At 72.1% G+C, this 7,371-nt stretch carries 8 protein-coding genes and 1 pseudogene; 2 read left to right on the top strand and 7 right to left on the bottom strand.

All coding sequences use genetic code 11. The features are described 5' to 3' along the window. Positions 1-63: 63 nt before the first annotated feature. The 3 genes from ACIA8X_RS06990 to ACIA8X_RS07000 all read right to left on the bottom strand — a co-directional run bounded on the left by ACIA8X_RS06990 (position 64) and on the right by ACIA8X_RS07000 (position 3,103). On the bottom strand, positions 64-819 hold the full coding sequence (locus ACIA8X_RS06990; protein ID WP_393457467.1) for a GntR family transcriptional regulator: 756 nt from the start codon (positions 817-819) through the stop codon (positions 64-66). A gap of 84 nt (positions 820-903) precedes the next feature. Then, positions 904-1,746, bottom strand: a complete 843-nt coding sequence (locus ACIA8X_RS06995) for a hypothetical protein (RefSeq protein ID WP_399457930.1) — start codon at positions 1,744-1,746, stop codon at positions 904-906. 142 nt (positions 1,747-1,888) lie between these two features. Continuing rightward, on the bottom strand, positions 1,889-3,103 hold the full coding sequence (locus ACIA8X_RS07000) for an ROK family protein (protein ID WP_399457979.1): 1,215 nt from the start codon (positions 3,101-3,103) through the stop codon (positions 1,889-1,891). 99 nt (positions 3,104-3,202) lie between these two features. On the opposite strand from ACIA8X_RS07000, the gene ACIA8X_RS07005 reads away from it, so the two are divergent. After that, positions 3,203-4,276, top strand: coding sequence for a Gfo/Idh/MocA family oxidoreductase (locus ACIA8X_RS07005; RefSeq protein WP_399457931.1), 1,074 nt, complete (start codon positions 3,203-3,205; stop codon positions 4,274-4,276). After that, the gene (locus ACIA8X_RS07010) at positions 4,276-4,797 is read left to right on the top strand and encodes a heme-degrading domain-containing protein (protein WP_399457932.1); all 522 of its coding nucleotides are present in this window, start codon (positions 4,276-4,278) and stop codon (positions 4,795-4,797) included. Before ACIA8X_RS07005 ends, ACIA8X_RS07010 begins: the two co-directional genes overlap by 1 nt. 84 nt (positions 4,798-4,881) lie before the next feature. Here ACIA8X_RS07010 and ACIA8X_RS07015 read toward each other — a convergent pair whose 3' ends face one another. From ACIA8X_RS07015 to ACIA8X_RS07030, 4 genes and pseudogenes are all read right to left on the bottom strand, one after another. Further along, complete coding sequence (locus ACIA8X_RS07015) at positions 4,882-5,739, bottom strand: fumarylacetoacetate hydrolase family protein (protein ID WP_393457452.1); 858 nt, start codon at positions 5,737-5,739, stop codon at positions 4,882-4,884. A gap of 153 nt (positions 5,740-5,892) precedes the next feature. Continuing rightward, on the bottom strand, positions 5,893-6,618 hold the full coding sequence (locus ACIA8X_RS07020; protein ID WP_393457449.1) for a YidC/Oxa1 family membrane protein insertase: 726 nt from the start codon (positions 6,616-6,618) through the stop codon (positions 5,893-5,895). Positions 6,619-6,743: 125 nt separating this feature from the next. Continuing rightward, positions 6,744-7,055 (bottom strand): DUF6412 domain-containing protein, encoded by a 312-nt coding sequence (locus tag ACIA8X_RS07025; protein ID WP_393457446.1) that lies wholly within the window; start codon positions 7,053-7,055, stop codon positions 6,744-6,746. A 223-nt stretch (positions 7,056-7,278) separates the two neighbouring features. Then, positions 7,279-7,371: pseudogene (locus tag ACIA8X_RS07030) on the bottom strand (class E sortase); the annotation flags it as partial.

Below are 7,371 nucleotides of genomic sequence, written 5' to 3' on the forward strand. Positions count from 1 at the left end.
GCTAGACCCGTTATCTTTTCGTGACACTGTTGGCGGTGCGAGATGGGTTCATTTACGGACTTTTCAGCCGCGGAGATGCGTGGTGAAGGAGAACCGGTCGCCGCGGTAGAGGGACCGCACCCGCTCCAGCGGCCGCCCCTCCGAGTCCCTCGACACCCGGTGGATCAGCAGCATCGGGAGGGCGGGCGGAGTGCCGATGAGGAGGGCCTCGCGCGGGGTGGCCAGCACGGTCTCGATGCGCTCGTCCGCGTCACCGAAGGCGATGCCCTGTCCGTGGAGGAAGGCGTAGAAGGAGGAGTCGGGATCGAAGTCGGCGTCCAGCCGCGGCACGCGGGCCACGGCGACGTAGGTGCTCTCCAGGCCGACCCGCTCGTCGTCGGCGAGCAGGACGCGCTCCAGGTGCCAGACGGGTTCGCCGCGTTCGAGGCCGGTCTCCGCGGCGAGGGCGGCCGGGCAGGGGAAGCGGTCCAGGGTGACCAGGCCACGGCCGGGGGTGCGCCCCTGGCGCCGTACGCCCTCGGTGTAGCTGGCGAGGGAGAGGGGCTGTTCGAGCTTGGGCCCGGCGACGACCGTGCCCCGCCCCTGCCGCCGCAGCTTGCCCTCCAGCACCAGTTCGCGGATCGCCTGCCGGACGGTCTCGCGGGCGACCTCGTACCTCTCGGAGAGGTCGCGTTCGGTGGGGAGCGGGTCACCCTCGCCGAGCTCGCCGATGAGGCCGTCGAGCCGGGCCTTCACCGCGTAGTACTTCGGGATCCGGCCGTGCTCGGGGATGCCGTGGCGCACGGGGGCGCCGGGGGCCTGGTCGTTCGGGTAGTCCACGCAGGGATCGTCGCAGATGGGGCGGGGGGACCGGGCGGCGCCTTCGGGTCGCCTCCGAGTCGCCTCCAGCTGACAGACCCGGCTTCAGCGGCGCCGCCGTACGAGCAGGAACCCGGCGCCGATCAGGAGGAGGGAGACAGTGGCGGCGAGGATGGCGCCGGGGCGTGAGGCGAGGCCGGTGCGGGCGAGTTCGTCGGCGAAGGTGAGCTGGTTGCGGGAGACGTCGGTGCCCGGGGCCGGCGAGGCGTCGGGGGCGGTCGAGGCGTCCGGTTCGGTGGGGGCGGTCGTGCCGGACGGGTCGGTGGCCGCGCCGGTCGGGTCGGCTTCGATGGCGAAGCGGTAGTCGTTGGACTGGCCGACCCAGTCGCCGTCGCCCTCATGACGCTGGACGACGGCCGCGTTGGCGACGACCTCGTTCGGTACGGCGTCCGAGGTGATGGCGAGCCGGACCTTCACGGTGACGGTCTTGCGGGGGCCGACGGTGAAGCCGGGGAAGCCGTCGAAGGCGCCGACGAGTTCGTTCTGGTCGGTGGCCTCGAAGCGGACGGGGTGGGGGCGGGTGTCGTTCTGGCTGTCGTTCTGGGTGCCGTCTTGCGTGCCATCCTGCGCGCCGTCCTGAGTGCCGTAGAACTCCAGGCGGGGCTGGGACGGCTTGAGGGTGCGCTTGCCGTCGACGAGGACGACCACGGGGTGGATGCCGGTGCAGGTCCGTTCGGTCGTGTTGGTGAGGTCCAGGTACCAGGTGCCGAATCCGCCGCCGGCCGCGTAGGAGTCGGGGCCGCCGTGGAGGCGGGTGGCGAGGGGGAAGTCCCGGTCGGGGGTGGCGCAGCTGGGCAGCTCGGCCTGGGGTTCCGCGCGCACCGGGGGCGCCGCGGCGACCAGGGTGGCTGCTGCGAGGCAGAGGGGGACGGGTGTACGCAGTCGCATAAACACATGACCATGCCGGGCGGTTACGGCTTTCGGGCGGTGCCATTCCGTACGGCGGTGCAAGTCCGCTCGATCAGCGGATGCGGGTCAGCCCACGCGACGGCGCCTCACGGGGTCTGCCCACCTCACGTCTCGGCCCACCTCACGCGTCGGCCCGCCCGAAAAGTGGCGCCAGCAGCAGCTGGGCCGCGCCTTCGGCGACCCCGCTCTCCCCCTGGTCGCCGCCGGAGGCAACCCGCACCGGCACCGCCTCCTCGCCCGCGCGCCGGGCGCGTTCGTCGAGGACGGCGGCGACCCCGCGTACGAAGGTGTCCGGGGCGGCGGCGACCGTACGGCCACCCAGCAGGACCAGGTCGACGTCGAGCAGCGCGACCAGGTTGCCGGCCGCGGTGCCGAGTACGCGGGCCGCCTCCGCCAGGTCGCCCCGCGCGACAGCGGCCAGGCACAACGCCTCGACGCAGCCACGGTTGCCGCACCCGCAGGGCGGACCATCCAGCTGGACGACCTGATGCCCGAACTCCCCCGCGCCCGTACGGACCCCCCGATGCACCGCTCCCCCGATCACGAGCCCCCCGCCGAGCCCCGCTCCGAAGTGCAGGTACGCGAAGGAGGTGACGGGCGCGTTCGTGGCGAACGTGGTCATGGCGGACGCCGCCGCTCCCCCGACCGCGAGCCCAAGAGCAGCGGCGTTGGTGTCCTTGTCGACGACGACCGGCAGCGAGAGCCGCCGCACGAGCACGTCCCGCAACGGGAAGCCGTTCCACTCCGGGAACCCGGTGACCCGGTGCAGCACCCCGCGCCGATGATCGAGCGGCCCGGGCAGCGCCACGCCGACGCCGAGCACGGCCCGCGGCCGACCCCCCTGACCACCCCGGCCGCCCCCGGCCACCAGCTCCCCCACCTCATGCACGACCCGCTCGACGACCGTCTCCGCCCCGGCCCCCAGATCCAGCGGCGTCCTGCGCCGGGCCACCACCGCACCCGTCAGATCGCAGAGCACGGCCGTCAGCTCGTCCCGGTCCAGATGCACCCCCACCGCGTGCCCGGCCTCCGGCACCAGCCGCAGCACCGTACGCGGCTTGCCCCCCGTCGAGGCCCGGTGCCCCGCCTCCGCCGCGAGCCCGTCCTCCCGCAGTCGGGCGGTGATCTTGCTGACCGCCTGCGGGGTGAGGCCGGTGCGCTCGGCGAGTTCGAGCCGGCTGATGCCCTCGGGGCCGGCCGTGCGCAGCAGGTCGAGCACGAGCGCGGTGTTGTGGCTGCGCAGGGCGCCCAGATTCACACCGCCACCACTCGCACCACTCACACCACCGGCACCACCCGCACCACTGGCACTACCCGCACCGCCCACACCGCCCACACCGCCGCCCGTGCCGACGTTGCCGCCCTTCGTCCTGTTCACGCCACCCATTGTCCCCGCCGCTTGCACTTTGGCAACAGCGTTGCGAAAGTGGGACCCATGAGTGCTACTCCCCTCCGCGTCGGCCTGGTCGGCTACGGCCTCGCAGGCTCCGTCTTCCACGCCCCGCTGATCGCCACGACCGAGGGGCTCACCCTCGACACGGTGGTCACGTCGAACCCCGAGCGGCAGGAGCAGGCCCGCGCCGAGCACCCGGAGGTACGCGTCGCCGCCACCTCCGACGACCTGCTCGCCCGCGCCGCCGACCTCGACCTGGTCGTCATCGCCTCCCCCAACAAGACGCACGTCCCGCTCGCGACCGCCGCCCTGAAGGCGGGCCTCCCCGTCGTCGTCGACAAGCCGATCGCCGGCACGGCGGCCGAGGCGCGCGAGCTGGCGGCGCTGGCCGAGGAGCGCGGCCTGCTCCTCTCCGTCTTCCAGAACCGCCGCTGGGACAACGACTTCCTGACCCTCCGTAAGCTCCTGGCCGAGGGCGAGCTGGGCGACGTATGGCGCTTCGAGTCCCGCTTCGAGCGCTGGCGGCCCCAGACCAAGGGCGGCTGGCGGGAGTCCGGCGACCCGGCAGAGATCGGAGGTCTGCTCTACGACCTCGGCAGCCATGTCGTCGACCAGGCGCTGGTCCTCTTCGGCCCCGTCACGCGGGTGTACGCCGAGACCGACATCCGCCGCCCCGGCGCCGAGACGGACGACGACACCTTCATCGCCCTCACCCACGCGAGCGGCGTCCGCTCCCACCTGTACGCCTCCGCGACGACCGCCCAACTCGGCCCCCGCTTCCGGGTGCTGGGCTCGAAGGCGGGCTACGTCAAGTACGGCCTGGACCCGCAGGAGGCGGCGCTGCGGGAGGGGCAGCGCCCGGACACGACTGCGGACTGGGGCACGGAACCCGAGTCGCTGTGGGGCCGAGTGGGCTCCGGCGAGTCCCCCCTCACGGGCGGCGGCCGCGTCGAACCCACCCTCCCCGGCGACTACCCCGCCTACTATGCGGGCGTGGCAAAGGCCCTGCTGCACGGCGGCCCCAACCCGGTGACGGCCCTGGAGGCGGCATCCGCCCTGGACGTACTGGAGGCGGCGCGCCGTTCGGCCCGTGACGGAGTGGCGGTGACGCTGTAATGCCCAGCAAGACGCACAACCCGGAGATCACCCCCAAGTTCCACCCGGAGATCACCCCGCCCCTGGAGGAACTGGAGGCCCAGGAACGCCGCCTGGTCTTCCGCCAGTTCAGCTACGACGACGCCTGGGCCCTCGGTTCCCTGCTGGTCGACATGGCCCGCGAACGCCAGGCCCCCGTCGCCATCGACATCCACCGGGCCGGCCAGCAGCTCTTCCACGCCGCCCTCCCCGGCTCCACCCCCGACAACGACGCCTGGATCGGGCGCAAGCGCCGGGTGGTGGAGCGCTACGGCGCCGCCTCCTACCTGGTCGGCGCCCGCTTCCGCGCCAAGGGCACGACGTTCGAGGACTCCTCCCGCCTGGACCCCGACACCTACGCGGCGCACGGGGGCTCGTTCCCGATCAACGTCGAGGGCACCGGAGTCATCGGATCGGTGACGGTGAGCGGGTTGCCGCAGCTGGAGGACCACAGGTTCGTGGTGGAGGCGCTGGAGGAATTCCTGAGGGCAACGCCCCTTTAGGGGCGCGGGGAACTGCGCGAGCAACCACGGACAACCCGCAGCCGACGGACAACCCGCAGTTCCCCGGCTCTCCCAGCGGAGCGCCTACGCGTCCTTGAACTCTTGCCGCTGGCGACCAAGCCCCTCGATCTCCAGCTCCACCACATCCCCGCCCCGCAGGAACGGCTTCGGCTCGGGCGCCCCCAGCGCCACCCCCGCCGGCGTACCCGTGTTGATCACGTCACCGGGATACAGCGTCATGAACTGGCTGACGTACCGCACGACCTCCGCCACCGGAAAGATCTGCTCCGCCGTCGTCCCGTCCTGCTTCAACTCCCCGTTGACCCACAGCTTCAGGGAGAGGTTCTGCGGGTCCGGCACCTCGTCCGCCGTCACCAGCCAGGGCCCCAGCGGATTGAACGTCTCGCAGTTCTTGCCCTTGTCCCAGGTCCCGCCCCGCTCGATCTGGAACTCCCGCTCGGACACGTCGTGCGCCACCGCGTACCCGGCGACATGCGCGAGCGCCTCCTCGGCCGACTCCACATAGCGGGCCGTACGCCCGATGACGACCGCGAGCTCGACCTCCCAGTCGGTCTTCACCGACCGCCGGGGCACCAGCACCGTGTCGTTCGGCCCGACGACCGTGTCCGCGGCCTTGAAGAAGATGACGGGCTCGGCGGGCGGCTCGGCGCCGGTCTCGCGGGCGTGGTCGTGGTAGTTCAGCCCGATGCACACGATCTTGCCGATCCGCGCCAGGGGCGGCCCGACGCGCAGCCCGGCCGCGTCCAGCTCGGGCAGTTCCCCGGCGTCCGCGGCCGCACGGATCCGCCCCAGCGCCGTATCGTCGGCGAGCAGCGCTCCGTCGATGTCCGGGACGACACCGGAGAGGTCCCGCAGAACCCCCTCGGCGTCGAGCAGCGCAGGCGTCTCCGCTCCCGCCGTACCGACTCGCAGCAGCTTCATGGTCACAATCTCCCTCGATCGCGGGGCGCCCGCCGATGTGTGCAGCCATCGGAGGACTGGTCGATCCTCCAAGGTCCACGGCCAGTCCGCAATACCTGGTTCACGTACTGGACCGTAAGGACCGGAGGGCCATGGCCACCACGAGCCCGAGGATCAGCGATAGAGCACGGCCCGCTCCACCGCGCTCCACGTCGTGCTGGTCACGACGTACAGCGCGGCGGCCAGCGGCACCACGGCCACGGTGAAGAGCGTGAAGAAGGACATGAACGGCATGACCTTGGTCATGGCCCCCATGGCCCCCCTCCCCGGCACCGCCTCCCCGCCGCCGGCCACCGCCATCGCCGGATTCGCGGCCATCATCCGCTTCGTACGGCGGTAGTTGAACGCGGCGACGCAGGTGACGACCGCGAACAGCCCGACGTACACGAGCCCCGCGCCCCCGAACACCCCGCCACCGCCGAGCGCGTCCGCCCACCGGTCGCCGAGGGGCGCGGCGAGCAGCTGATGCGTGAGCAGCTCGTTCGCCTTCCCGCCGATCGTCGTGTTCGAGAACAGGTGGTAGAGGAGGAAGAACGCGGGCAGCTGGAACAGGCTGGGCAGGCACCCGGACAGCGGCGACACCTTCTCCTTGGTGTGCAGCTCCATCACGGCGCGCTGGAGCCGCTCGGGGTTCTTCGCGTGCTTCTTGCGCAGCTCGGCGATCTTCGGCTGCAACTCGGCCCGCGCCTTCTGCCCGCGCGCGGCGGCCCGGGACAGCGGATGCACGAGCAGCCGTACGAGGGCGGTGAACAGGACGATCGCGGCGGCGGCCGCGGAGGCGCCGAACAGGGGGTCGAGCAGATCGGCCAGCCGCTGAACAAGGTCGGCGAAAACGGACATGGGTGAGCCCTCCGAGGGTCTCGTCGTGCCGGAGTGATGCGGGAAATGCCGGGAATCGGCATGGCGGCATGACGACCCGCGCGGGGTCACACGTGTGAGCTGTGCTGCTGTTTCGTGCGTGTGCCCTACGCGACGGTCGCCGGGAGGGCGTGCCCGGGTGCCCTGGGCCGTGGCCGGCCCGAGGCGTCGGGGTCGCGTTGGGGCAGGAAGGCGGTACGACGGGCCCGGTCGCGGATGGCCGTACGCACCCTGGTGGGCGCCACGGCGGGCGCGGCACGCGAGACGAGCAGGGAGCAGAGGGCGAACGCGGAACCGGCGGCCGCGGTCGCGGCGAGCGCGACGGTCGCGGAGAGGCTGCCGGTGTCGAGCAGCGCGACTTCCAGGAAGAGCAGCACCATCGCTGCGACGGGACGCAGACTCGCCCGACTCCGCACCATCGGCGCCCCTCCCCTCGTACCGCTCGAAGTACCGATCGACGTACCGCTCGACAGATCCTCACGCACTGCGCTCGTCCCGATGCTACCGGGGCCGTATGGAGACGAGCTTGCCCCACACCACCAGCCGGTACTTCGAGGTGTACTCGGGCGTGCAGGTGGTGAGCGTGAGGTAGTAGCCGGGTTCGGTGTAGCCGTGCCCCGGCCTGACCGTGGAGCCCCGATGCTACCGGGGCCGTATGGAGACGAGCTTGCCCCACACCACCAGCCGGTACTTCGAGGTGTACTCGGGCGTGCAGGTGGTGAGCGTGAGGTAGGT

The sequence above is a fragment of the Streptomyces sp. NPDC051738 genome, from assembly GCF_044453205.1.
Taxonomy (GTDB): Bacteria; Actinomycetota; Actinomycetes; order Streptomycetales; family Streptomycetaceae; genus Streptomyces.

Coding starts and splice junctions, on each gene's coding strand:
- ACIA8X_RS06995 (WP_399457930.1), bottom strand. CDS start 1,746: ATGCGACTGCGTACACCCGTCCCCCTCTGCCTCGCAGCAGCCACCCTG.
- ACIA8X_RS07005 (WP_399457931.1), top strand. CDS start 3,203: ATGAGTGCTACTCCCCTCCGCGTCGGCCTGGTCGGCTACGGCCTCGCA.
- ACIA8X_RS07010 (WP_399457932.1), top strand. CDS start 4,276: ATGCCCAGCAAGACGCACAACCCGGAGATCACCCCCAAGTTCCACCCG.
- ACIA8X_RS07015 (WP_393457452.1), bottom strand. CDS start 5,739: ATGAAGCTGCTGCGAGTCGGTACGGCGGGAGCGGAGACGCCTGCGCTG.
- ACIA8X_RS07020 (WP_393457449.1), bottom strand. CDS start 6,618: ATGTCCGTTTTCGCCGACCTTGTTCAGCGGCTGGCCGATCTGCTCGAC.
- ACIA8X_RS07025 (WP_393457446.1), bottom strand. CDS start 7,055: ATGGTGCGGAGTCGGGCGAGTCTGCGTCCCGTCGCAGCGATGGTGCTG.